General features: G+C 37.4%; 22 protein-coding genes. 14 read left to right on the forward strand and 8 right to left on the reverse strand.

Annotated elements, in window-relative coordinates; genetic code table 11:
* The first annotated feature begins 28 nt into the window (after positions 1–28).
* Positions 29–622 (forward strand): methyltransferase domain-containing protein, encoded by a 594-nt coding sequence (locus tag OKW21_RS09625; protein ID WP_277479207.1) that lies wholly within the window; start codon positions 29–31, stop codon positions 620–622.
* On the opposite strand, the gene OKW21_RS09630 is transcribed toward OKW21_RS09625, so the two are convergent.
* Together OKW21_RS09630 and apaG are read right to left on the reverse strand one after the other, a co-directional pair.
* A complete protein-coding gene (locus OKW21_RS09630) occupies positions 612–1,397 on the reverse strand; it encodes an O-methyltransferase (protein ID WP_277479208.1) in 786 nt (261 codons plus the stop codon). The two genes, OKW21_RS09625 and OKW21_RS09630, sit on opposite strands and share 11 nt — an antisense overlap.
* Positions 1,398–1,784, reverse strand: a complete 387-nt coding sequence (apaG, locus tag OKW21_RS09635) for a Co2+/Mg2+ efflux protein ApaG (protein ID WP_277479209.1) — start codon at positions 1,782–1,784, stop codon at positions 1,398–1,400.
* An 82-nt stretch (positions 1,785–1,866) separates the two neighbouring features.
* On the opposite strand from apaG, the gene ung reads away from it, so the two are divergent.
* On the forward strand, positions 1,867–2,529 hold the full coding sequence (gene ung, locus OKW21_RS09640; RefSeq protein WP_277479210.1) for a uracil-DNA glycosylase: 663 nt from the start codon (positions 1,867–1,869) through the stop codon (positions 2,527–2,529).
* Positions 2,530–2,600: 71 nt separating this feature from the next.
* Here the strand turns inward: ung and lepB are convergent, their stop codons facing one another.
* From lepB to OKW21_RS09665, 5 genes are all read right to left on the reverse strand, one after another.
* Entirely contained in the window at positions 2,601–3,719 is a 1,119-nt protein-coding gene (lepB, locus tag OKW21_RS09645; RefSeq protein WP_277479211.1) for a signal peptidase I, read from the reverse strand.
* A 78-nt stretch (positions 3,720–3,797) separates the two neighbouring features.
* Positions 3,798–4,526, reverse strand: a complete 729-nt coding sequence (dapB, locus tag OKW21_RS09650; protein WP_277479212.1) for a 4-hydroxy-tetrahydrodipicolinate reductase — start codon at positions 4,524–4,526, stop codon at positions 3,798–3,800.
* Positions 4,527–4,528: 2 nt separating this feature from the next.
* Positions 4,529–5,206: a DUF5683 domain-containing protein gene (locus tag OKW21_RS09655; protein ID WP_277479213.1), complete on the reverse strand. Its 678-nt coding sequence runs from the start codon at positions 5,204–5,206 to the stop codon at positions 4,529–4,531.
* 5 nt (positions 5,207–5,211) lie between these two features.
* Positions 5,212–6,126: a ParB/RepB/Spo0J family partition protein gene (locus OKW21_RS09660; RefSeq protein WP_277479214.1), complete on the reverse strand. Its 915-nt coding sequence runs from the start codon at positions 6,124–6,126 to the stop codon at positions 5,212–5,214.
* A gap of 19 nt (positions 6,127–6,145) precedes the next feature.
* Complete coding sequence (locus OKW21_RS09665) at positions 6,146–6,919, reverse strand: ParA family protein (RefSeq protein ID WP_277479215.1); 774 nt, start codon at positions 6,917–6,919, stop codon at positions 6,146–6,148.
* A 330-nt stretch (positions 6,920–7,249) separates the two neighbouring features.
* Here OKW21_RS09665 and OKW21_RS09670 point away from each other — a divergent pair, with 330 nt between their 5' ends.
* The 12 genes from OKW21_RS09670 to OKW21_RS09725 all read left to right on the forward strand — a co-directional run bounded on the left by OKW21_RS09670 (position 7,250) and on the right by OKW21_RS09725 (position 23,591).
* Positions 7,250–8,377, forward strand: a complete 1,128-nt coding sequence (locus OKW21_RS09670) for a hypothetical protein (protein WP_277479216.1) — start codon at positions 7,250–7,252, stop codon at positions 8,375–8,377.
* Between the two features lie 32 nt (positions 8,378–8,409).
* Positions 8,410–9,336: a PfkB family carbohydrate kinase gene (locus OKW21_RS09675; RefSeq protein ID WP_277479217.1), complete on the forward strand. Its 927-nt coding sequence runs from the start codon at positions 8,410–8,412 to the stop codon at positions 9,334–9,336.
* 194 nt (positions 9,337–9,530) lie between these two features.
* Positions 9,531–10,853, forward strand: coding sequence for an ergothioneine biosynthesis protein EgtB (gene egtB, locus OKW21_RS09680; protein ID WP_277479218.1), 1,323 nt, complete (start codon positions 9,531–9,533; stop codon positions 10,851–10,853).
* Positions 10,854–11,870 carry an L-histidine N(alpha)-methyltransferase gene (gene egtD / locus OKW21_RS09685; protein ID WP_277479219.1) on the forward strand — a complete coding sequence of 339 codons (1,017 nt, stop codon included), beginning with the start codon at positions 10,854–10,856 and terminating at the stop codon, positions 11,868–11,870. It abuts the gene before it with no gap.
* A 28-nt stretch (positions 11,871–11,898) separates the two neighbouring features.
* On the forward strand, positions 11,899–12,876 hold the full coding sequence (gene hemB / locus OKW21_RS09690; RefSeq protein ID WP_277479220.1) for a porphobilinogen synthase: 978 nt from the start codon (positions 11,899–11,901) through the stop codon (positions 12,874–12,876).
* A 115-nt stretch (positions 12,877–12,991) separates the two neighbouring features.
* Entirely contained in the window at positions 12,992–15,205 is a 2,214-nt protein-coding gene (gene purL, locus OKW21_RS09695) for a phosphoribosylformylglycinamidine synthase subunit PurL (RefSeq protein WP_277479221.1), read from the forward strand.
* A 293-nt stretch (positions 15,206–15,498) separates the two neighbouring features.
* Entirely contained in the window at positions 15,499–16,302 is an 804-nt protein-coding gene (locus OKW21_RS09700) for a polysaccharide biosynthesis/export family protein (protein ID WP_277479222.1), read from the forward strand.
* A gap of 18 nt (positions 16,303–16,320) precedes the next feature.
* A complete protein-coding gene (locus OKW21_RS09705; RefSeq protein WP_277479223.1) occupies positions 16,321–18,756 on the forward strand; it encodes a GumC family protein in 2,436 nt (811 codons plus the stop codon).
* 126 nt (positions 18,757–18,882) lie between these two features.
* Positions 18,883–19,980, forward strand: a complete 1,098-nt coding sequence (locus tag OKW21_RS09710; protein ID WP_277479224.1) for a glycosyltransferase family 4 protein — start codon at positions 18,883–18,885, stop codon at positions 19,978–19,980.
* Positions 19,977–21,263, forward strand: coding sequence for a phenylacetate--CoA ligase family protein (locus OKW21_RS09715; RefSeq protein WP_277479225.1), 1,287 nt, complete (start codon positions 19,977–19,979; stop codon positions 21,261–21,263). The genes OKW21_RS09710 and OKW21_RS09715 overlap by 4 nt, the downstream gene beginning before the upstream one ends.
* Before the next feature lie 171 nt (positions 21,264–21,434).
* Positions 21,435–22,451, forward strand: a complete 1,017-nt coding sequence (locus tag OKW21_RS09720) for a glycosyltransferase (RefSeq protein WP_277479226.1) — start codon at positions 21,435–21,437, stop codon at positions 22,449–22,451.
* Between the two features lie 6 nt (positions 22,452–22,457).
* Entirely contained in the window at positions 22,458–23,591 is a 1,134-nt protein-coding gene (locus OKW21_RS09725) for a glycosyltransferase family 4 protein (protein WP_277479227.1), read from the forward strand.
* Between the two features lie 41 nt (positions 23,592–23,632).
* Here the strand turns inward: OKW21_RS09725 and OKW21_RS09730 are convergent, their stop codons facing one another.
* Positions 23,633–25,258 (reverse strand): right-handed parallel beta-helix repeat-containing protein, encoded by a 1,626-nt coding sequence (locus OKW21_RS09730; RefSeq protein ID WP_277479228.1) that lies wholly within the window; start codon positions 25,256–25,258, stop codon positions 23,633–23,635.
* Positions 25,259–25,337 lie beyond the last annotated feature (79 nt).

A 25,337-nucleotide genomic window follows, 5' to 3' on the forward strand; every position in this document is an offset into this window, starting at 1 on the left:
AAAATAGTAAAATATTTCTTTCATACTTATGTTAGACAAGCTTGATGAAGATTACTGGTCTCAGCGATACCGAAATGAACAAACAGGCTGGGATATTGGCCAATTATCTCCACCGCTCAAACATTATATTGATCAAATTAGTCAAAAAAGCCTATCAATTTTGATACCCGGTAGTGGTAACGCTTATGAGGCAGCCTATCTGATGGAAAAAGGTTTCTACAATACCCATATTTTGGATATATCAGAATGGCCTTTAAACCAATTTAAAAAGCAAAGCCCTGATTTTCCTGCAAATCAAGTGCTTCATAAAGATTTTTTTGCATTAGAAGGTTCATTTGATTTGATATTTGAACAGACATTTTTCTGCGCTTTAAAACCAGATTTGAGGCCTCAATATGTAGAAAAAATGCTCAATTTGCTAAAAGGTGGCGGTAAACTGGTAGGCTTACTCTTTGACGATCCTCTGTATGATGATCATCCTCCATTTGGCGGAAGCAAAGGAGAGTACCTCGCACTATTCCGACCCCACTTTGATATTCATACATTTGAAAAGAGTTACAATTCAATCAAAGCCCGTCGGGGAAGGGAGCTTTTTATGATATTGCAAAAGCCTAAAAACTGAGCAGATAGTGTTGCTTTTTTTTAAGTGGTGTGAAGAAAAGGAGGCCCGCATCAAATATATCCAGGCTAAGCCTTACCTCAGCTTGCTTATACAGCTCTTTCCAGGCTTTTTGCATCCCTGAAGACCAATAAATGTCATCTAAAACAAAAATGCTCCGTTCATGTGATTTCTCCTTCAACCATTCGTAATAGTTGAGCGTAGGTTGATACCTGTGATTTGCATCCATATAAGCGAAATCAACAGAATCACATTCAGATAAAATCAATGGTAAGGTATCATCTATATTGCCTTCTATAAGATGAATATTCTTAATTTTCCATGTTTTAAATAGCTTGCGAGCTAAATGGGCTGTCTCAGGGCATCCTTCAAAGGTGTAGATTGTTGCGCTGGGATTAGCAGCTGATAAATATAATGTGGTAATTCCCAGACTGGCTCCCAATTCAATAATGATGTTTGGTTTTTGGTCTGATATAAGTCTGTAGAGCAAGCGACAAAATTTAGCATCGCCTAGGCTATAAGATGCAATGCTGCTCACCTGACGCCTATTATTTTGCGATACTCGTGATTGTGCCCCGGGAGATTTTACAGTAATCGTATTTTTATCCTTTAAAAAAATGCTACGGAAGTTTTCAATCTCCTTGAATATCTGCTCATGCTGATCTTGCTTCACCAGTTCTGTATAAAAACGATATACAAAGGGTGCATGCAGAGAATGTTTATCTACTGCATGAAGCCAGTGATATAAATAACCTTTTACTAATGAATAAGGAATCAATCAGTTAGATCGGTAGGGAGCGAGCATGCTGAAGGCAGGAATAGCGGCCTGGAAGTTTTTGCCGTCCACAACTCTTTCCATGAGGTAAGTGCCATGCATTTTTCCAATGCCTGATTTTAAATTACATCCGGAAACATATTGGTGAGTGTCTCCGGGTTCCAGTACGGGCTGCTTTCCAACCACACCTTCTCCTTCAACCTCACGAACAGGGTAACCAGCATCAGCGATATACCAATGCCTTCTCAATAACTTTACTGTATGTTCACTGTTGTTCTCTATGGTAATGTGATAAGTAAAAACATAATGGTTTTGTGCGGGACTTGAATAGTCTGGCTGATATTCAGTAAATACTGTTACTTTAACACCCTCTGTTACTTCTGTTACCATTTGTGCAATTTCTTTCTTTTTTTACGACTAAATATAGCTAATAGTTTAAAATAACCTAAAATCTGATTTAATTCTTTATTTGATGGATGTAAAAATTGCCCCCTCCTGGAAAAAACACCTTAATGATGAATTTACTAAGCCTTACTTTATGAGCTTAGTAGAGTTTGTAAAGGATGAATATGGTAAACATACTGTATATCCTCCCGGAAAAGAAATCTTCCGAGCCTTTGATCTCACTGACTTTGACAATGTAAAGGTAGTCATCCTTGGTCAGGACCCTTATCATGGGCCAAATCAGGCAAACGGTTTGGCTTTTTCCGTGCGTGATGGTTTGAAAATGCCTCCTTCTCTGGTCAACATATTCAAAGAGATCAAGCAAGAGTATGGCAAGGAGTTTCCTCCCTCGGGTAATCTGGAAAGATGGGCAAAGCAAGGGGTACTACTTTTAAATGCTACGCTCACAGTAAGAGCACGTCAGGCAGGGTCACACCAAAAAAAAGGGTGGGAAGAGTTTACAGATTCTGTGATTAAACATATTTCTGAGGAAAAAGAGAATGTGGTATTTATGTTATGGGGAGCTTATGCACAAAAAAAAGGTGAAATCATAGACGAAACTAGGCATCTGGTACTTAAATCACCCCATCCTTCCCCTTTCTCCGCTGACAGGGGTTTTTTTGGGAATGATCACTTTAAAAAGGCAAATGCATTTCTTAAAGAGAAAGGTAAAGAAGAAATAGATTGGTAAGAGTTTAGCTATAAGATTTTGGAATTAGGGATTAGAAATATATTTCTCCAACCCCTAAATCCAAAATTCCTTTATTCTATCAAATTAAACAGCCTGCTCCAACGGATTTTATCTATGAAGCTAGCATTCGGGTCTACTGATAACCAGATAAAGAAGGCTTTACCAACGATATGATCTTCAGGAACAAATCCCCAGAAACGTGAATCTTCTGAATTATGACGGTTGTCACCCATCATAAAATAGTAATTTTGTTTAAAAGTATATTCATTTACTTCTTGCCCATCAATATATAGCTTACCATCACGGTTTTCTACATTTTCATTTCCTTCATAATGTTCAATGACGGTAGCATATTTAGCAATATTACCTTCGTCTAAAGTTACAGTCATACCTTCTGCAGGAACCTCCAGGGGGCCAAAGAAATCGGCATTCCAGGGGAAGAGGCTGGCATCAGGATAAATTCTGGGATTTACCTGATCTTCGTTATAGGCAGCTGAATGTACAGCATTTACAAAGGGTAGCTTGGCAAATTCGTCCGCAATCTCAGGTGTACATAATACAATGTAACCGCCCTGTGTAAGGTTATATTCCCAAACTTCAAAATTGTCAAAAACACGATCGTTGATCACCTCATCAGTGGCAATAAAATACCTGAACTGTGCTCCCTCGGGGGCTTCAACAGTTTGTCCATTCACTACTACCTGGCGATCCTGCACTTCAATGACATCTCCGGGAATTCCTATGCATCGTTTGATATAGTTAGTTTTAAGATCAGTAGGATGCTGAAACTCAACAGGATAATTAAATACTACCACATCATTTCTTTTCACTTCAGTAAAGCCTGGAAGACGAAATTGTGGAAGCTGAATCCAGTCCACATAGGAAGGAATATCAGTACCCCAAATGGTTTGGTGAGTCAAAGGAACCTGTAATGGAGTCTTGGGGGTTCTGGCACCGTAATGCATTTTACTCACAAAAAGAAAGTCTCCCACCAGCAAAGACTTTTCCATGGAAGGGGTGGGAATGGTAAATGCTTCTAAAAACAGCCAACGAATAATAGTGGCTGCCACGACAGCAAAAACGATCGCATCCACCCATTCTCTGGTTTTGGATTTAGGGTGCTGATGTTTCCTGTTGTCTGCAGTATCTTCCGTAGTATTTTTTTCTTTTTTCTTGAGAAATGTCGCCATAAGAGTTGATTCAGAACGAACTATAATATTTCAGACTAACGCTGATTTAAAATTAATAATGCCTCTAAAGTTAAATAATTAAAATTTGATGAAATCATTCATACTTAAAATTCCCTTTTTGTTTTGAAGCCATTCAGCCACTAAAACAGCTCCTAACGCAAAGCCTTCTCTACCATGAGCGGTATGTTTGATTTCAATATCATCAATTTCAGAATGGTAAGTCACCACATGTGTGCCGGGCACATCACCTTCCCTTTTAGAAGTTATAGGTAAATTTTGCTCAGGTAAATTCTCATACTCACCTTTCAAGTACCAATCATTGATTTGGGAGAGTTCTTTGAGCATCCCCTCAGCAAGCGTAATCGCAGTTCCACTGGGAGCATCTTTTTTCTGAGTATGATGCACTTCTACCATAGAGGGTTGATAGTCAGGGTAGGCGTTCATCATCTTGGCCAAAAACTCATTGAGCTTGAAGAAAATATTTACACCAATGCTAAAATTTGAGGCATAGAAAAATGTTCCATTTTGCTCAATGCAATAATCTTCAATAGCGGGCTTCTCTTTGAGCCAGCCGGTAGTGCCTGAAACCACAGGGATATTATTTTTTAAGCAGTAGCGGATGTTTGTTGGTGCAGCTTCAGCTTGGGTAAACTCTATAGCCACATCTATATTTTGCGGTGACAATTGGCTTAGAATATCATCCCGATGATCAACGTCAACTTTTTCAATGATTTGATGGCCCCGGTTGATAGCTATTTTTTCTATAGTCTTCCCCATCTTGCCGTATCCGAGGATAAGAATATTCATATTTATTGTATTTTTAGTTTCAATGAAAACCCAAAGGCTGGCACAAAATTACCTCCCCCACCAGCGTAAGTGAGAAATTGCCCGACAGAAGGCTGCATGTCCATACTCAGTTCTTCGCTTACATCAAACTCAATCAGGTGCGCATCTACGATTGCTTCCATTATTTGTAATGCATAAGCACCCGCCATAAGTATGTAGGTAAAGTCCCGGTCTCTACGGGTTTGTTCTACTCCCGAGGAAATGTTAAAACGTAACCCATTTAGCGGGTTTTCTTCTGGTAAATCATTTTCCTCGGCAATATTGGCTCTTCTGAATAACAGATAACGATCATGATGCCATGTCGCTACCCAACCCAAAGTAATAAAAGTGCCATAGACTATGGGTAATTTCCAGACCGATCCATTGTAAATCTGGCCTAAACCAGGTAGTGCTGCAGCATAAAGTGCCGCTTTGTGTGGAATTTTCTTTTGGTTACGATCACTAAAAACAATCACTGAGTCAGGTGAGAGATCTTTATCTTTCTGATCCGTTCCGATTAAAGCTTGATCGTTTAATTCAATCGTATCTTTTAAAATAACAGTCTTATTAGACTCTTCCTCTACCTGGGCTAAACCGTTAGAAATATTAGCCAAAACCAAAAAAAAAGCAGCAATGCAAAAAGTGCTAATTTTAAGTGCCATAAAGCCTACATTTCTAAAAGGTCCAGAATTCTGTTAAGGTCATCAGCCGAAACGTAGGGGATTTTTATCTCTCCTTTATTCTTACCACTGGAACGTATCTGTACACGTGTACCGAAATGAGAAGATAACTTTGTCTGTAATTGACGTATCTGGTAAGCTGCTTCAGGATTCTCTTCTTCTTTGGAAGGCTTTTCTTTTTTTCTGGGAATGGATAGCTCCCTTACCAAAGCTTCAACTTTTCTTACGGAAAGGTCATCGTTTACCGTTTTTTCAAAAATATGGAGCTGCTGGTCTACATTATCTACATTGATGATGGCACGGGCATGCCCCATAGAAATACGGTTATCACGCAATGCCGCTTGAATATCGGGAGGAAGTTTAAGTAAACGGAGATAGTTATTTACCGTAGAGCGGTTTTTACCTACTCTTTCACCTAACTGTTCCTGACGAAGGTCACATTCAGAAATCAACCTTTGGTAACTCAGTGCGATTTCAATGGAGTTCAGGTTTTCACGCTGAATATTTTCAATCAAAGCCATTTCCAGCATCTGCTGGTCATTGGCAGATCTGATGTAGGCAGGTATTTCGTTCAGCCCAGCGATTTTGGAGGCCTGTACGCGACGCTCTCCTGAAATGATCTGATAGCGATCATTGCCCATCTGGCGTACTGTGATGGGTTGTATGATACCCTGGACTTTTATTGACTCGGCTAACTCTTCCAGTGCGTCCTGATCAAAATCTGTTCTGGGCTGAAAAGGGTTAACATCTATTTTGTCTAATGCGATTTCGTTTATACTACTTACTTCCTTAACTGCCTGTTCTTTACGGCTTGAGTCGGAATCCTCTAATAAGGCTCCAAGTCCACGGCCTAATGCGTTTTTTCTCTTGGGATTTTTACCAGTCATCTTTTTACTATTCATTCCTCTTCACTAAACAATACTAAATGGTGATTCCGTTTTTCTCTAAAATTTCTCTTGCTAAGTTTAAATAGCTGGCTGCACCCTTGCTTTCGGCATCATGTGCGATTGTAGGTATGCCAAAACTCGGGGATTCGCTCAGCTTGATATTTCTTGGTATCAACGTTTTGAAAACCATATGTTGAAAATGGTTGCTTACTTCTTCTACTACCTGGTTGGAAAGCCTCAATCGTACATCGTACATCGTAAGTAAAATGCCCTCAATTTCCAGTCCGGTATTAAGCCTGGTCTGAATGATTTTGATCGTATTAAGAAGTTTCCCCAAACCTTCAAGCGCATAGTATTCACACTGTACGGGAATGATGACTGAATTGGCAGCAGTCAACGCATTGATCGTGATCAAACCCAATGAGGGTGAACAGTCAATGATGATAAAATCGTACTCCTCTTTGATAGGCACAAGCGCTTCGCGCATCCGGGTTTCCCTGCTATCTAAGCCAACCATTTCTATTTCAGCACCAACCAAATCAATATGTGAGGGCAGCAGGTAAAGGTAGTTGGTCTCAGTACTGACGATAGTATCTCTAACATCAATATCGTCTACCATGCATTCATAAATACTGTTTTCAATTTCCTTGGGGTTAAAACCTAAACCAGATGTAGAATTTGCTTGCGGATCAGCATCAACCACCAAAGTTTTGTACTCTAGTGCCGCCAGACTGGCCGCTAAGTTAATAGCACTAGTTGTTTTTCCTACCCCTCCTTTTTGATTAGCGATTGCTATAATTTTGCCCATTGAACGTGTTGGCTAGGTTAGTAAAATGAATAATATGAGTGATATATTAACTTTATTTCTTTAATTTGTACTTAATCAATTGATAGGCAAAGTTTTTTGCCTTCATCAGGGAAAATATTTGTAAATATAATATTCCACCTACTATGGTTTTCAGTACTTAATTTGTTGCTAATTTATTTATTTCGGGACTGAAAATACATGTGATCAGTCACAAATATAAAAGTTTAATTCTTAAAAAATAACCAAAGTTTTCAGTCCTCATTTGGGTTTACATAGGATCAATTCCAACTGGGTTTAATACTGTTTTTTGGTTACTATACTTTTTAACTGATGCATCTTATCCGTGTTACCGACAATGAGTTAGCCAGGGAATTTGTACAACTTCCCTATCGACTACATGGCCAGGCTAAGTGGTTTGCCAGGTCTCAACAAAAACATCTTTTGAAGCTAATCAAAAGAAAAGCTCCTTTTTTTCATCAGGGGGGGGATGCTGAATTCTGGATTTTAACAAATTTTCGTGGTGAGACGATCGGTAGGGTAGCGGCTTTTGTAATAAATGACGCTTCTAAGGGATATATAGGTCTCTTTGATTGTATCAACCACCTGAAAGCAGCTTCCTTATTGTTTGACCAGTGCAAAACCTGGCTACAAAAATTTGAGATCAGGGCCATGGAAGGACCTTTCAGCACACTTCCATTTCAGGTTGAAGGATTATCCATGGACAATAAATTGCAACAATCTGTTCCCTTTGTGAATATTCAGTCAATATTTTTCACAGATCTGTTTGAGTTCTATGGTTTCAAGAACCATCAAACCCATAAATTATTACGTTTTCAAGGAGGTGAAAAACTATTAAGTATTCAGCAAAGCATTAATGCGCTTGAAGATAAAGATTATGAAATCTTAAAAGTTGATAAAGCTAATCTCCCTTATGCTGCCGAAGGTATTTCCTTCATTTATAATCACAGCAACCATCAACAAGCTTTCTTATCAGAAGAAGATTTATCGCATTGGTTACGCTTGTTATTTAGCCTGAATACCCCTCCTTTGATCTGGCTGGTATACCATGATCAGCAAGCCATCGCTGTAAGTATCAATGTATTTGTTGATACCCCAAAAGAAATAAATGAAAAAGAAAAATCCTCATTCTGGCATCAAATAACAGCAAGGTTTGTACCTAAACATAAATCATTACTTAATCTTGAATTTATCGTCTTGCCTGAGTATCAGAACCAGGAAATAGAAAAAGGGCTGCTTACATTATTGGATGAGACAACATCAGCCGACCCCCACTGTATCTGTGATCAGTTTCTAATCTTAGATGAGCATATTAACAATATCAAATCATTGATATCAGATGGAGTAGTCATAGATAAATTTGTGAAGTTCAAGTATAAATTTGATCAAGAACCATTGATTGATACTTTTGCAAAGACTAAAATTATTTCGCCCGAATAAAGGGATTTTTTTCATTTGCAAAACCATAATATATGAGCTTATTATCAATTGGAAGTGTCGCTTTTGACCAGATTGAAACTCCGTTTGGCAAGTCAGACAAAATTATCGGAGGTTCTGGTACATACATCGCGTTGGCTTCATCATACTTTACAGACAAAACTAAGCTGGTAGGCGTGGTAGGAGAGGACTTCCGGCAGGAAGACCTGGATATGATGCAGCAACACGGCATAGATACAGAAGGTATACAGATAAAGAAGGGAGAAAAGTCATTTTTCTGGTCAGGGCGATATCATGCGGACCTAAACACGCGCGATACCTTGATTACAGAACTAAATGTATTAGGGGAGTTTGATCCTGTTATTCCCGAAAGTTATCAGGATTGCGAATATCTGATGTTAGGTAACTTAACGCCGGCTGTCCAAAAAACTGTCATAGAACGCCTACAAAAACGTCCGAAGCTCATAGCGATGGATACCATGAATTTTTGGATGGAAGACATGTTCATCAAAGAACTCAAAGAAGTGATGACCATGGTAGACGTGATGTCAATTAATGATGAAGAAGCTCGTTTGCTATCAGGTGAATATTCTTTGGTAAAGGCTGCTCAGAAGATTCGTAAAATGGGCCCTAAATATCTTATCATCAAAAAAGGTGAGCACGGAGCCCTGCTTTTCAGCGATGATCAAATCTTTTTTGCACCTGCGCTCCCTCTGGAAGAGGTGTTTGACCCTACAGGTGCGGGTGATACCTTTGCAGGTGGTTTTATTGGCCATTTGGCTAGCACCGATGACATAAGCTTTGAAAACATGAAGAGAGCAGTGATTTATGGTTCTGCTATGGCTTCATTTTGTGTTGAAAAATTTGGTCCTGAGAGATTAATTGGTTTGAAAGCCGAAGACCTGGAAGAAAGGGTGCAGGAATTTATCAACCTTGTCCAGTTTGAAATTGAATACCGTTAATTTTATCAGAATTAGTTTTATGAAAACTAAAGGTGGCTTGTCCACCTTTTTTTATTTTTTCTACATTTGGGTTTACTTTACTGACTTTATAATTCAAGGAAGTGTCTGACGAGAATAAAATATTTATCCTCTATTTCTGAACACATTTTTAGATTATTGATTATTATCATGTGTCAAGGATATGACTATTTTTTATGATACAAGAAGAAAACACTATCGTTTCTAAGGCGAACAACATCGAAGAAGTTCGTATTGAAAGTAAATACCAAGCGGTCAGAAACCAAACCGAAAAACTTTGTAAGCCCTTAAAAACTGAGGATTACGTAGTGCAGCCCATTCAGGATGTTAGTCCTCCCAAATGGCATTTGGCCCACACCACCTGGTTTTTTGAACAGTTTATTCTTAAGCCTTACAAAAAGGATTATCAGATTTTTAATGATGCCTATAATTACATTTTCAATAGTTACTATGAAAGTATGGGGGAGAAGATGCTCCGCGATCACCGCGGAAATATGACCCGTCCAAGTACTGAAGATGTATATCAATTCAGAGCTTATGTTGACCAGCAAATGTTAGAACTGATCAACAGCTCGCAGTTCAATGCAGAACTTGAGAAACTTACGGAGCTAGGGTTAAACCATGAGCAGCAGCATCAGGAACTATTAATTACCGATATCAAATATATTTTAGGTAGCAATCCACTATTCCCTGTTTATCAACAAAAACCTGAAGGTCATCACACTCCTTTAGCAACAGCACAGCAAGAGTATATAGAGGTTAGAGAGGGGGTGTATACCATCGGTTACCAGGGAAAAGGTTTTCACTATGATAATGAAGAAGGGCAACATCAGGCCTACCTACATAATTTCAGAATCTTAAACAGGCTCGTAACCAACAGGGAATACCTGGCTTTTATGGATGCTGGAGGGTATGAAAATTATGACCTATGGCTGGCGGATGGAAGGGATTTTGTCCGTCAACATCATATCAATGCACCACAATACTGGCATAAAATAGAGGGCAACTGGTTTCAATACACCTTACATGGATTGAAGAAAGTAGATTTAGATGCTCCAGTTACCCATGTAAGCCATTATGAGGCTGATGCTTTTGCACGCTGGCAGGGTAAACGCCTGCCAACGGAACAAGAATGGGAAACAGTGAGTCACTTAGCAAGATATCACCAAAACCTGCATGTTCTTCACCAAGCAAATTTTGTTGAGTCAAATTTATTTCATCCCCAGGCCCTTCAGGCAGACACGACTACCGAAACACCTGCACAGATGATGGGAGATGTATGGGAGTGGACCCAGAGTGCTTATCTTCCTTACCCATTCTATAAAAGAGTAGAAGGTGCTTTAGGAGAATATAATGGCAAATTTATGAGCAGTCAGGTTGTATTAAGAGGCGGATCTTGCGCTACTCCTGAAAGTCATATCAGGACTACTTATCGTAATTTTTTTCAGCCGGATAAAAGATGGCAGTTTACCGGCATCCGTTTAGCAGAATATTTTTAGATGAACACATCGAACAACATTTTGAACCCAAATCATGAAAGCTCCGAAGGGGCGGAGAAGCCTGCTTATGATAAAGCATTTGCAGAAGATGTAAGGGCAGGGCTTCAGTCTGAACCTAAATACCTTTCTTCCAAATACCTCTATGACAAAAAAGGAGATGCCATATTCCAGCAGATTATGGATATGGAGGAATACTATCCTACCCGCTGTGAGTACGAAATATTTGAGCTGCACAAAACTGAGATGCTAAAAAATTTTACTGAGGAGGTAAAGCATTTTGACCTGATAGAGTTTGGCGCAGGAGATGGGATGAAAACCAAAGTCCTGTTAAGGCATTTTCTCGAGCAGAAAGCCGATTTCAATTATGTGCCTATTGATATCTCTGCCAACATCGTGGACACCCTGACGAATGATCTTAATGATAATATGCCTGGTTTAACTGTTCAGGGTATAGTGGATGACTATTTCAGGGCATTTGACAAACTAGCGCCTAGTAAAGAAAATACCAGAAAAGTTGTTCTGTTTTTAGGAGCAAATATTGGAAATTTTGACCATCAGGAAAGTATCGCATTTCTAAAAAAAGTAGCTTCATATTTTATCCCCGGCGACAGGCTGGTGATTGGATTTGACTTAAAAAAAGATCCACAGCGAATTCTGGATGCTTACTTTGATAGACATGATATTACCAAATCATTTAAGCTAAACTTATTAGAAAGGATCAATAGGGAATTGGGAGGGAATTTTAAGCCTGATAATTTCCAATATTTTCCTATCTATGACCCTATTGAAGGTGCTATCAGAAGTCATCTGGTAAGTAAAACAGTTCAGGAGGTCTATATCAAGGCGCTGGATGAAAGTTTCCATTTTGATGCCTGGGAAGCCATGTTCATGGAGCGCTCGCAGAAGTATAGCCTTCAAGAAATCCATCAAATGGCGGAATCCGCTGGTTTTCGCTGTATCCATAATTTTTACGATAGCAGAGAATATTTCACTGACTCACTGTGGACACTGGCCTAACAGTCATAAATTCGCAAAAAAAAGTACAATGTTAGTAAGAAGACCTCGTAGAAACCGCAAATCTGCTGTAGTGCGCAGCATGGTGCAGGAAAGTAAAGTTAGTATAGAAGATTTAATCTTACCGCTTTTCCTGATTGAAGGTGAAAATAAAAAGGTAGAAGTAGCTTCCATGCCGGGAATTTACAGGTTTAGCAGTGACCTTCTTATGGAAGAAATACAATCCTGTATTGATTTGGGGATAAAAACATTCGCACCATTTCCTTCAATTAGTGATGCGCTAAAAAATCCTATGGCCACTGAAAGCCATAACCCGCAAGGTTTGTATATTTCTACAGTCCGTAAAATCAAAGAAAATTTTCCAGAAGTTAGCCTGATTACGGATGTCGCCATGGATCCTTATAGCTCTGACGGTCATGATGGAATCGTTAAGAATGGTAAAATTCTTAATGACGAAACACTAGAAATATTAGGGAAAATGGCTTTAGCCCAAGCAGAAGCAGGGACTGATATTTTAGGGCCATCTGACATGATGGATGGCAGGGTAGGCTATTTACGAAATGTGCTGGATGAGCATGGATTTACGGAAGTGTCTATTATGTCTTACACCGCCAAATACGCCAGCGCCTTCTACGGGCCATTTCGAGATGCCTTGAACTCAGCTCCCAAAGCGGGTGATAAAAAAACCTATCAGATGAATCCGGCCAATAGGGCAGAAGCATTGATAGAGGCGGATCTTGATGTAGAGGAAGGAGCTGATATGATGATGGTGAAGCCTGCCATTCCATACCTGGATGTGATCAGGCTGTTGAAAGATCATTATGCTTTACCCATTGCTGCTTACCATGTAAGCGGGGAATATGCTATGATTAAAGCTGCTGCAGAGAAAGGTTGGGTTGATGAAGAAAATTGCATGGCAGAGGCGCTGACCTGTATCAAAAGAGCAGGTGCGGATATCATCCTTACTTATTTTGCCAAAGATTTTGCCTTCTGGCTTAAGCAGCAATAAATTTCCGGGAGATTTTAGAATGCCTAGCAGAATACACTCTTTAGTTTGATGTTTTTTTATTTTTCCTATCAACTTATTGTAAATTGCGCCATCATTCACCAAAAAAGGCAAAAAGTTGAAAGGAGAGCTCACAACCGTACAGACCGCCCTTGATCTGGGCTTGTTAGAAGAAGAATATCAAAAAATTAATGAAATATTAGGACGCACGCCAAACTTCACCGAGCTAAGTATTTTCGCAGTAATGTGGTCGGAGCACTGTTCTTACAAAAACTCTATTGTCTGGCTCAAAAAATTACCAAAATCATCTGAAAGAATGCTGGCCGAAGCTGGAGAAGAAAATGCAGGCCTGGTAGACATTGGCGATGGTTTGGCCTGTAGTTTCAAGATTGAATCTCATAATCACCCTTCGGCTATAGAACCTTACCAGGGAGCAGCTACCGGTGTGGGGGGCATTAACCGTGATATTTTTACCATGGGGGCTCGTCCGATCGCGCAGCTGAACTCTTTACGATTTGGAGATTTAAGTAATAAAAAGACCCAGTGGCTGCTAAAGGGGGTGGTTAAAGGCATTGGAGATTATGGAAATGCATTTGGAATCCCAACGGTAGGCGGAGAACTTTATTTTGATCCCTGTTATCAGGTTAACCCATTAGTAAATGCTTTCTCTGCTGGAATCGTAGAAACAGATAAAACCGCTTCAGCAATTTCTTATGGAGTAGGTAATCCTGTGTTTATCGTTGGTTCAGCCACTGGTAAGGATGGTATTCACGGAGCGGCTTTTGCTTCTAAAGACATTAGTGAAGACTCTTTAAATGATTTGCCTTCAGTACAGGTAGGGGATCCTTTCCAGGAAAAACTATTGCTTGAAGCGAGTTTAGAGGTAATTGCTTCCGGAGCCGTGGTTGGTATTCAGGATATGGGCGCAGCAGGGATTATTTGTTCTACTTCAGAAATGAGTGCTAAAGGAGCACATGGCATGGACATCTGGTTGGACAAGGTGCCACTGAGGCAAGAAGGTATGCTGCCGTTTGAAATTTTACTTTCTGAGTCTCAGGAGAGAATGTTGATTGTGGTGAACAAAGGCAGAGAACAGGAAGTACTGGATATTTTCCAAAAATGGGATTTAAACTGTGCCCAGATAGGAGAGGTAACAGATAATAAAAAGCTACAGTTTTTTCAGGATGGAGAATTAGTAGCGGATGTACCTGCTCATGATCTTGTACTGGGTGGGGGCGCACCGGTCTACCACAGAGAATATAAAGAGCCTGCCTATTTTGAAGCGCACAAGAAATTTAACCCTGAAACTATTCCCCAGCCCAATTATGCGGAAGTTGCTAAATTTTTACTGAGTCATCCTAACATTGCTTCACGACAGTGGGTAGCTGAGCAGTACGACTCCATGATTGGGACCAGCACTACTACTACCAATGCTCCTTCAGATGCTCCTGTAGTACGAATCAAAGGTACTTCAAAAGCTATAGCTGTCACTGTGGATTGTAATGGCCGCTATGTGCATGCCAATCCGGAAGAAGGTTGTGCGATAGCAGTCGCGGAGTCAGCCAGGAATATTGTGTGTGCAGGAGGTGAGCCGGTAGCCATAACCAACTGCCTTAACTTTGGAAATCCCTATAACCCTGAAGTTTACTGGCAATTTGTGAAAGCTATTATGGGTATGAAGAAAGCCTGTGAAAAGTTTAATACTCCCGTGACCGGAGGAAATGTGAGTTTTTACAATCAGTCCAATGATGGCGGTGCGGTATTCCCTACTCCGGTCATAGGTATGCTGGGCCTGCTTGATCACTATGACAAGAAGATGACAATGCATTTTAAAAATGAGAATGATCAGCTGTATCTCATCGGCCAGGTCAATGACGATATAGCCTGTTCAGAGTATCTTTATAGTTATTGCGGTATAAAGTCATCACCTGCTCCTTATTTTGATTTAGAAGAGGAATATAATACGCAAGAGGCCATAAAAACACTTGTTAATACAAAGCTTATTGCGTCTGCACATGATATTTCTGATGGTGGACTGTTTATCGCATTAGCAGAATCAGCTATCTCGGGCAAGCTAGGCTTTTCTATTCATACTGATGCCAATATTAGAAAAGATGCTTTTTTGTTCGGTGAAGGACAAGGACGTGTGCTGGTAAGTGTGACTGATAGCAATGTTGAAAAATTTGAATCCACACTTTCATCCTTATCTGTTCCATTTACTTCTATAGGAAAAGTAAAAATCGAAACCTTTGAAATAGATCAAGAACACATTATGGATTTAAATGAAGCCAATAAATTATATAATAGTACATTGGCTTCATTTTTGAGATAATCCATCTATAATATGTGATTTTTTTATGTATTTATTACAACCCTATTGCTTCGCTGACTTTCAGGTTCAATAAAAGAAAATTCACTACATTCTGTGTTTTATTGATAAATATTGTACAAATACAATTAATAATTAACTTTTTGTAAGTTTAATTATATCATTATTTAAATAATTATGGAAATAATGTGATTTTTTAAGTCAAATAATTTTCATATGAACATTTTATGATTATTTTTGTATAGAATAGATAAGAATAATTAAATATTTTATTACTTGTGTATAATTTTTCCCGGATGAAAAAAAGAAATTACTCACTTTGGTGTGGAGCTTTAGTAATCTTGAGTTTGTTACTTAATGGGTGTTATTCTAAAAAAGAACTTGTGTATCTGCAAAATAGTGAGTTTAACAATGAGTATCCGACAACAATAAAAAACAGACGACCGGAGTATAGGATTCAAATTAATGATGTATTACAAATTGATGTTAGAAACCCGGATCCTACAACTACGGCCTTGTTTTCAAAAAACAACGGTCAATTAGTAAATGGGAATGTAAACCCTGCATATCTTTATTTAGCAGGATATTCAGTGGATGACAGAGGATTCATCAATATTCCTATCGTTGGGACGGTAAAAGTGGATGGGCTAACTGTTAATGAAGCTGAGACATTAGTACAGACTGAAATTGATAAGTATTTAAACAATGCATCGGTAGAAGTAAAATTAGTAAGTTTTAAGATTTCAGTTTTAGGTGAAGTAAAAAGTCCTGGATATTATTTGATTTACAATGGCCAAGCTAATATTCTTGAAGCATTGGCAATGGCAGGTGACATCACTCAGTTCGGTAGCAGAGATGATATTAAACTTATTCGTCAGACCAGTGATGGGTCTGAAGTTATTATGTTAGACTTGAGAGATTCGGAATTGATGAACTCAAAATACTTCTTTTTGTTACCAAATGATGTACTGTATGTTGAACCCAATAAAGAGCAACTTAAAAGATCAAATTTAGAACCATTGACAATTGTTTTCTCAGCGCTTACGACTCTCGCTTTATTTGTAAACGCATATGTAAATATCAGAAACAATACTCCTTGATAACAAATATTCTTAACGATGGAAAATATTAAAAAAGTAAATGAAGGTAGTGCAGATATTTTACCATTACTTTATAAAATAAAGTCTAAATGGTACTGGTTCGTTTTGAGCACTTTAGCTTTTCTTACCATTGCCGTCATTTATAGCCAGTTTTCAGAGAAGCGTTATGCTGTTCAAGGAAGTATTCTTTTTGAAGACAGAGAGCGTGGATCTACAGAAGTAGGCGAACTTTTAAATGAAGGAAACAGAACGAATGCAAGAGATGAAGGAAAGATCGCTCTAACGAACGAAATAGCAAAACTTACTTCTGATAGGATGATAAGTGCAGCATTGGAAGACCTTGATTTCAAAGTGTCATATTTTACAATTGAAAAATTCTGGCCATCTTTCATGAAGGAGTCCTGGTTAAATGAAAGGTACAGTGATTTTCCGTTTAAGATTAAAATTGATAGCGCTGAATTTCAACTCGTAGGTGTACCATTATATGTATCATTTGTGTCAGAGGATGTTGTGAAGATAGAGGCGCATGGAGAAGAAGTTAGAGCTTATAATTTTTCAACTAACGAATATTCGGGAATTATTCCTGAGATATCATTCTCAGAAAATGTAAAGCTAGGAGAAAGTTTAAAATCTAAGTATTTAAATATAGTAATTGAGGTTGATCCTAATTCAATGTTGAGTCAGGAGGATTATGACTTGGCATTTAAAATTAATTCCCATAAAGCATTAGTTGAGCGTTATAAAAATAAGTTGTCAGCTACACCAGTTGATGAGACAAATCAGAATGCAAGAGTTGTAAACCTTAATATGGAAATTAATATTCCATCTAAAGGAGAGGCATTCATCAACTCACTTATTGATGCCTATGCTGGTAATGTGTTAGCCAAAAAGAATCTTAAAGGAGAAAATTCAATTGAATTTATCAACAAAAGAATTGCTGTGCTGTCTGATTCTTTGAAAAAGGCAGAATTAGCCTTACAACAATTTAAGTCTTCCTCAAGTCTCTTGGATGTAGATTATGCCAAAAACAGCTTATACAATCGTTTAGATAGACTGGAACAGGAAAAAGCTACAGTAGATGATCAATTGTCGTATTATAGGAACACACTTAATTCATTAAATAGCGAATCTCAGGCAGATAAAATAGTAGCTCCAGCTGCAGTGGGTATATCTGACCCTATATTTAATCAATTGGTTAACAACTATATTCAGCTGAGTACCCGTTTACAACAGATGAAGTATAACGCAACTGACTCTAACCCATTGGTAACCCAGTTGGAAAGAGACGTTGCAGATTTGAGACAAGCAATAAAAGATAATATTTCTGGTATTATTTCATCATTGTCTACAACACAAAGCAGGCTTAACCGAGAAATTTATCAAGCCCGGTCTGAAGCAAATTCATTACCTCAAAATGAGAGACAACTCACAGTATTAGAGCGTGATTATCAGTATTATCAGCAGAAGTATAATGCAATGATGGAAAAGAAAGCTGAAGCTGAAGTTGTTCTAGCTACTAATACTACGAATGTAGAGACCATTGAACGTGCTGAAGTTAAGGGGAATGGTCCGGTTTGGCCTAAACCAGCTTTGTTCATGTTCGCTGCAATTATTTTAGGACTTAGTTTTCCTCTAGCGTTCATCGTAGTATCAGATTACTTGGATAATAGGGTTAGCGATAAAGATGAACTTGAAAACAAGACTAAGGTTCCTTTACTTGGCATGATTGCGAATGGGCCAAAAGATGCAGGAGTTGTGCTTAAAAAATATCCTAATTCAGCTATTGCAGAATCTTTCAAGTTTGTAAGGATCAATTTACAATATTTCCATCAGGAGGGTAATGATCATGTTGTCGGAATTACCTCTTCTATCAGTGGAGAAGGTAAAACTTTCTGCTCGGCAAATTTAGCGGCTACATTCGCTGACTCCGGAAAAAGAACTTTGCTTATTTGTGGCGACTTGAGAAAACCGCGTATTCATGAATATTTTGATTTAAAAGGACCTGGACTAACGGATTATCTACAGGAATTTGCTACTCTTGATAATGTAATACAGCCTACTGAATTTCGTAATCTTGATATAATTGCGCCTGGTTCACCGCAAGACGATCCGACTAAACTATTTGAATCATCCAATACGCAAAAGCTATTTGATGCTTTGAAGCAACGTTATGATAAAATAATTGTTGAGACACCTCCCATCGGTTATGTCGCTGATTATTTTGTGTTAATTAAACATTTTGATATTAATTTATTTGTTGTCCGTTATAAGTATACCAACAAAAATATTTTAGTAGGAATCAATGATTTGTATAAGAATAACAAAATCAAAAACCTTTATCTATTGTTTAATGACGTAAAGCATAGCGGAGAGTACGGTTATGGTTACTTGAGTAATGATAAAGGATATTATACCAAGACAAAGAAAAAAGCCTTAAAGAATCCATTTTCTTAAATTACTAAGGGGAAGTATATTATATAATATAAATATTCCCCTATTTTTTTATTCAATTTTAAATATAAATATTTAAATATTTTTTATGATAATTTTGCATTGTCTTTATCCATAATGTCTATACCAATGAAGCATGATATTTTTGATAATGTCTTATACATCGCTCCGCATTATAAGTATTGGAAAGGTGGAATTTCAGCGGTAATCACTGAGTATAAAAGGTCAATCAAAAACTTTCATTATTTACCAAGCACCACTTCTTCTAATATTTTTTTAACGGCTCTATCTTTCCCTTTTATTATCCTAATCTTTTCATTTAGGCTCTTAGTAAGTAAAAAAATTAAAATTGTACATATACACGGAGCTTCAAAAGGTAGCTTCTACAGAAAATTTGTGTTTTTTCTAATAGCAAAAAAATTCTTCAGTAAAAAAGTTGTTTATCATATCCATGGTGCAGGATATCATCTTTTTTATGGCAGTGCCTCTCCATTTATAAAGAAAAGGGTCAGGCGAATAATCAATCAATCTGACTGTTTGATTGTCCTCTCAGCATGGTGGAAAGACTTTTTTGAAAACGAATTTAACCCTCCTCATATCAAAATTGTACCTAACATTGTTGCAAAACCTTCAAAAATAGTTTTAAATTCTAAACCATATTTAGATGAATTTAATACTCAAGAAAAAATTATCAATTTACTGTTCCTCGGAAGAATCGGAGATAGAAAAGGTATTTTTGATTTACTCAAAGTACTCACTGATAATAAAAGCTTTTTTGAGACTAGGTGTCGTCTAAGAGTAGGAGGAGATGGTGAGGTTGATAAATTATTAGAGTATATTAAGATTCATAATTTAACAGAGATAGTTGAGTATATTGGATTTGTTCAAGGAGAGAAAAAAAACTTAATTCTGAGAGAATCTGATATTTACGTACTACCATCTTACAATGAAGGTCTACCAATATCAATTCTTGAGGCAATGTCATATGCAAAGCCAATAATTTCTACTACTGTAGGAGGGATACCTGAAATTGTACATGATCGATATAATGGAACTTTATTTGAACCAGGTAATCTAGAAGAATTAAAGACCGCTTTAATAGAATTGATCGATGATTCAAATTTATTAGAAACATATGGTAAAAATTCTTACGAATTAGTTAAGGATAAACACTTTCCTGATAGTGTAAAAGAAATATTGTTGGAGCTTTATGATGAGTTGATATGAAAAGGTTATACAAGCAGTTTATTAGAAATACTCTTAAAAATAATCTCTTTTTCTGGTATCGCTTACAGAGACTTAAGAGGGTTCACAGTGAGTTAGACTTAGAAGAACTGCTAGTGTTACAAAATGATAAGTTTCTAAAGTTAGTAAAGTATGCGTACGCAAACTCATCATTTTATAGAAGCTTTTATCAGCAACATGGTGTAGATATAAACACCATTAAAAATATTTCTGATTTAAATAAGCTTCCAATTATCACTAAAGATCATATAAGACAGAATGTAGAAAACATTTTAATAGGTATTAAATCATTCCATAAAACTGCTTTCACAAGCGGCACATCGGGAACACCCCTTAAAGTTTATAGAAGTTACAGCTCTATTATTGAAGAAGAGGCATATATTTGGTGTCATAGAGAAAAGTTTGGCCATAAGGTCGGAATGAAAGCCGTGGCATTAAGAGCAGACCTTGATAGGAATATTTTTATGGAGTTAGATCCATTTTCTCATACTAAACTATTAAGCAGCTACCGTTTGAGTGAAAAAACTGCCGAAGATTATTATGAAGAAATTGCTTCTTACAAACCTAATGCGATATATGCTTTCCCCAGTTCTGTTGAGATACTAGCTAATTTTTTGTTAGAAAAAAACAAATTCCTTGATGTGCCTCTCATTTTTACGTCTTCAGAAACTTTATATGAGTTTCAAAGAGAAAAGATTCAAAAGGTATTTAATGCTAGAGTCGTTGATTGGTATGGTAACGCAGAACGAAGCATAGCACTGGAAGAAAATAAAGAAGGTATATACAATGAGTTGCCACTTTATTCAATTAACGAATACCAAGATGACCATATTCTTACAACAGGTCTAATTAATTTCTCGTTTCCATTGATTCGTTATCAAGTAAATGATGTATTGATACCAGATCAAAATTCGGGTAAAGTTCGGCAAATTATTGGAAGAGTAGATGACGCAATTGAGTTACCAGATGGTACAAAAGTTGTAAGGTTAGGATTAGTATTTAAAGGTCTTAATGGAATTGATTTTGCGCAAATTATTCAAAATACGCGTACTAATATTCAAATTAATGTTGTGCCTTCTAAGTCTTACGAGCAGAAGACTAAATTTAAGATTTTAGATAAAATTAAATTGTTCATAGGTAATGAAATTGAAATCAAAGTTTCGACCGTGACTGAAAAAGAGATTATCAAAACAGAAAGAGGAAAGTATAAATTGGTTATCAATAATATAAACTCATCAGAGCAAAGAACTGCTTCGGTGATTTAAACAATGCTTCATTTTTTAATTTGTAATGACTCAGCCTATTAATTTTCGTTTATTTTTGCTTTCATCCGTAGCTTAAAAATTAGCTATCCATACACTACTCCAACCTATTTTTAATTCTATTTCTCAAAAAAAGTATTTGAAGATTACTTAAAATTTTAAGTTTAGATCAGAATGAAAAAAATCATAGTAAGAAGTAGACAAAATGTTTTTCGTCACGAAACTGAAATATTAGTTGGTCGGTATGGTTTTCAAGAAATTAATAATGGTGAAACATCTAAAGGGATAAAGACTAGAAAAGAGTTAATTTTATTTTTTTTGAGTGATGTTTTATTCGTCATACGAAATATAAAAAAAATATCTCATGCTGATGTAATAGTAGTTACGGGTTTCAATGCATTGACGATCAAATTACTTATTAAATTAGGAATCATAAAATATAAAAAATTACTCTGGTTTGGCTTTTTTATACATTCAGATTTAGCCCATAAAATTTTCAAGGTAGTACTGAACGCTCTTAGTTTAAAGCATGAAGTAATGGTTCTCAATTCAATGTATGAAATCCCTTTATATGCTGAGAGGTTGGGTATACCTGAGAGAAAGCTAGCTTATTTAAAACTGGGAGACTGGAAAAATCCCGTTGAGTTGTTTGACCCTGATTATGTCCCTCCATTTGAGGATTATTTTTTTGCAGGAGGTTTCACCAATAGAAACTACAAAACGCTCATTGAGGCATTCAGACACATTGATAAAAACCTTATCATTGTGGGTTCTCAACTCAATGAAGATCTTAAATCGCTAGAGCATATCCCCAGTAATATTATCATAAAGAAAGACATCGACAAGACCGAATTTGAATCTTTAGTGGTGCATTCAAAAGTATGTATCCTTCCTATGAAGGATCCTGATGCAGGTGCTTCCGGACATATGGTATTGCTTGCTTACATGAGGCACAAAAAACCAATTCTTGCTTCTAATTTTCCTGCGATTAGAGAATATATCGTTAATAACAAGTCCGGAATATTGTACGATGATCCTGAAAATGACATTCCAAAAATTATAGAAAAGATTGATCGTGGAGAGTATGACTTAAACTGTTTCGTGGAAGAGGCGTTTAAAGCCTATGAAGAAGAGTTTAATGCAAAAGCATTAGAAGAAAATCTTATAAAAATAGTAGAATCAAACTTATAGTTTCTAATGGGTCATAAAATATTAGTACTCACTCCCGATTTACGTGTGCCGGGTGGGGTAAGCAATTATTACGAAGCATTAGGTCTACATTCCAACGATGGTGTAGATTATTTTTTCGTGAGTAACGACAAAAAAGAGTATTTAGGAAGTTTTTTCTGGAGATTAATCAAGAACTATTATTTGTTTATCAATATCCTAATCAAAAAGGATATTAATCTGGTTCATATCAATCCATCACTAAACTTCAAATCCTATCTAAGAGACTCTTTGTTCCTCATGATAGCACATTTCTTTAATAAAAAAACCTTAGTTTTTTTTCATGGGTGGTCTGATGAGTTTGAGAATAAAATACAAAAGCGTTACATCTATAAACTAATTTTTTCTAAATCATTTGGAAGGTGTAAACACATCATTGTACTAAGCAATTACTTTAAAGAAAAATTAATTTCTCTTGGGTGTGACCCTAAAAAAACAAAGTTCTGGATTGAGAGTACGGTAGCCGACACTTCTTTTTTAGAAGGTTTTTCTATAGAAGACAAGTTAATTGATTATAGGAAAAGTGATAAGATCAAGGTTTTATTTTTATCTCGTATTGTGAAAGAAAAAGGTGTATTTATAGCATTGGAAGCCTTTGAAAGTTTACAAAAAGAAATAAAAGACAAACAGTTGGAGTTAATTATCGCTGGTGATGGTAGCGCTTTAGAAGAGGCAAAAGAAATGGTTAAAACAAGAAATATTTCTAATGTCACTTTTACGGGCTATATAAAAGGCGACAAAAAGAAAAAAATTCTTCATGATGCTCATATATTTTTGTTTCCGACTTATTATGGCGAAGGAATGCCCACAAACATTTTAGAGGCAATGCTTTATGGAATGCCAATCGTGTCCAGATATAATGCCGGAATCGCTGATGCGGTAAACCATGGTGATAATGGCTTACTTACGGATAGTAAAGATTCAGAAGAATTTGCCGAAATGTTAATGTCATATCTTTCTGACGATGACCACTATGATAAAACTGTCAGACTGAATCATAAAAAGGCGCTTGAGAATTTTTCTTCAGAAATAGTAAAACAGAGAATACTCAATATATATAACAATATTACCACTGAAGGGCGTACTAAGAATATTTCTGTTTAAGGTATATTCAATTCTGTTTAAGTAATGCTAAAGTGTTTTAATTATTCTATACTTATGAGCATTTTGTATTTATCTGTAAGACTAAAATTTTTATCATCAGGATTGACAAAGATCTCATTAATTTTGGCTGTAATGTCCTTTCCCTTAGAATAATTACCTGAAGCGGTGCCAGAGAGCAGGATATTATTTTTACCATCCACATTCTTTTTAGTGGTGTTTGTAGAGACCACGATATCCCCCTTCTTGCCTTGCAGGATGTTGTTGTAGATCTTAACATTATAATCCTGGCTACCGTCAGTCCAGACCCTAATACCCGCATCACCGGCATTGACTACAGTGTTGTTATAGACTTCCCACTGCTGAATAGGCCCACTGACTACAATACCATGGCCTTTCACATCGTAGACTACATTTCCGTAAACCTTACCACTGGAGCCACTATTGGTTTGAATACCATTATGGCTTCCATCATTATTTACTTTGTTGTAGAGGTTATAGACCGTGTTATAACGGATGGTAATATTGGTAGACTGATGGCCTTTAATGATATCAGCACGGGTTAATCCCCCAGCCTTGATACCCTGCCCGGAAGTAGCAGGTTGCAGCGGACTATGTACAGTATTGTACTCTGCGATCACATTATCAGCAGAAAACAGGTCAATTCCATCATCATAATAGCCATAGATTTCATTTTTTCTGATGATAAGACCGAAGTATTTTCCTCTCTGCGCACTAATACCATCCCCATCACTGGTAGCCCTGTTATCAGCACAGACATTATTTTCAATTAACCCACCTCTGACTTCATGCGTCCCATCGTAGGGAAAACCAGAAGATCGGATGTTCCAGCGAAATCCAGTGATAAAGTTATTGAGCAAAAAAGGAGAGACGACAGTCTTATTATTTCCATCATTTTTACCATAGTTGATGCCATGATGGGGACTGCCAATCCCCTCAATTCTACAGTTGGCCACAACAGTATACTTACTACTTCCCATAATATATACCCCGGTTTCACCATTTCCTCTGACTTTAAGGTGCAGGTTATCAATGAGGACGAAGTCTCGATCCTCTACCGTAAAGATATCTCTGGAGTCATGCTGCAGAACAGGTTTAGGGCCGTTACCATAAGCTGAGAAAGAGAGGTAGTTGTCAGCCGTACCGGACTTAGCAATAATGACAGAAGTATTGGCAAAGCTATCGCCTCTCTTCAAGAGGATATAGTCTCCGGGCTGGGCAAGGCTCTGGGCTTTATCAATGGTACGAAGGGGAGCTTGTGGTGAGTTCCCTTTGAAGCCATCATTGCCTGAGGTAGAGACAAACCATTGATTACCCTTCCCGTGATAGGCCCTGGCCTGATTGTCAACAGAGAAATTATTGTAGGCAGGAAGCCTTCCACTACTACTACTGGCATCCGAGAGTTCGGGCCAGTGCAGCAGAGAGAACTCATCATCGGGGAGGACAAAATCGGTGAGCGAGAAGATGAGTTGATTGGATCCACTTCCTCCGAGAATGCTTTTGATACGTGCAGCTCCACCGACCAGTCTGAAGCCATCGGCATTGGAAACATGTACATTCTCACTGAAGCTCACTTCTAAAAAGTTGCTTCTTCCATCTAATATTTTTGCTTCTCTAATCTGAGGTTGTGAATAGGCAGATCCCGTCAATAAAAAACAGCAAAATGCAACAGTATATCTGAATAATAAATATTTCAATTTATAGAATATCAATACGTCAGGTTTTAAA

The sequence above is a fragment of the Catalinimonas alkaloidigena genome, from assembly GCF_029504655.1.
Taxonomy (GTDB): Bacteria; Bacteroidota; Bacteroidia; order Cytophagales; family Cyclobacteriaceae; genus Catalinimonas; species Catalinimonas alkaloidigena.